2 protein-coding genes are annotated in these 1416 nt (G+C 43.4%); one reads left to right on the forward strand and one right to left on the reverse strand.

The features are described 5' to 3' along the window. The first annotated feature begins 208 nt into the window (after nucleotides 1–208). Nucleotides 209–1033, forward strand: a complete 825-nt coding sequence (locus BCT81_RS22400) for a DUF2797 domain-containing protein (RefSeq protein ID WP_004738492.1) — start codon at nucleotides 209–211, stop codon at nucleotides 1031–1033. Between the two features lie 109 nt (nucleotides 1034–1142). Here BCT81_RS22400 and BCT81_RS22405 read toward each other — a convergent pair. Further along, a partial coding sequence (locus BCT81_RS22405) for a diguanylate cyclase (RefSeq protein WP_133152689.1) occupies nucleotides 1143–1416 on the reverse strand: 274 nt, incomplete at its 5' end.

Here is a 1416-nt window from a genome sequence, read left to right on the forward strand (position 1 = left end):
AAACGTTATATCACGCCTGAACAAAATGTCATACTATATTTTTATGCTTATATTTCATGCTAATTATTTACGCCGAGAATCAAGTATTATTGCGTATAAAATTAGGCGCCATTTGTTATACTCATCGCATAATCATCGCTAACCGTACTGCCTGCTCACAGCGCAAACGAGTCGGCGAAATAATAATCAAAATACAACGAGTAATGTCATGTCTTTATTAGCGAAAGGAACACTCAAGAAGATGAGTGCTTCCCTTGATGGCGCGGTAACCTACCGTTTGCCTGTAGGCGAAGAGTTTGTAGAACTAAACCCTCTGATTGGTAAAACCATCAACCTCACCCACACTGGCAATATTTTTTGCTGCTCTTGTGGCAAGAAAACCAAGAAGAGTTACTCTCAAGGCCACTGCTTTGTGTGTATGAAAAAGCTAGCAAGTTGCGACATGTGCATCATGAAGCCAGAGACTTGCCACTACGACGAAGGCACCTGTCGTGAGCCTGAATGGGGCGAAGCAAACTGCATGGTTGATCACTTCGTTTACCTATCGAACACATCAAGTCTAAAAGTAGGTATCACTCGTCACACTCAGATCCCTACTCGCTGGATTGACCAAGGCGCAACACAAGGCCTACCGATCCTTAAAGTAAAAACTCGCCAAATCTCTGGCCTGATCGAAGTTGAATTGGCAAAACACATTGCCGATAAAACCAACTGGCGCACGCTGCTGAAAGGCGATGGCGACGACATGGAACTGGTAGAGAAAGCAAAAGAGCTGCTTCCATTGGTTGAAGATAAGATCCAAGAGATCAAAGCAAAATTCGGTGATGATGCCATCGAAGTACTAAGTGAGAACATCACCTCACTGAGCTACCCAGTAGAACAGCACCCAGTGAAGATTGTTTCTCATAACTTTGATAAGAACCCTGAGGTATCTGGTGTGCTGCAAGGCATTAAAGGCCAATACCTAATCCTAGATACGGGCGTGATTAACATCCGTAAATTTGGTTCTTACGAAGTTGAGGTATCTGCTTAACCAGCAGAGCACCATCACAACTGAGAGACAAAAATGCCCTGAAGCTTCTGCTTCAGGGCATTTTTATTTCAGATAGGACGATCCGCTTTAAGAGAGTAAAGAGAAAAGACTAGAGCGCGACCATATCTCCATCCACACAGTTTTTACCATTGGCTTTAGCTCGATAGAGTGATTGATCGGTTAGATTAACCAAGGCATCGATCGTCATGCGCTCTTCACACGCAAGGCTATCACTCATACCAATACTAACGCTCGAATTGAATCGAGTCTGTTCGTCGATTTTAAACTCTGCTTGATTAAACTGTTGACGAATTTGTTCAGAGATTTCATGTGACATTTCTGACGTTGCATTTGGAAGGAAGACGATGAACTCTTCACCACCC

It is taken from the genome of Vibrio sp. 10N.261.52.A1 (genome assembly GCF_002876325.1).
GTDB classification, from domain to species: domain Bacteria; phylum Pseudomonadota; class Gammaproteobacteria; order Enterobacterales; family Vibrionaceae; genus Vibrio; species Vibrio chagasii.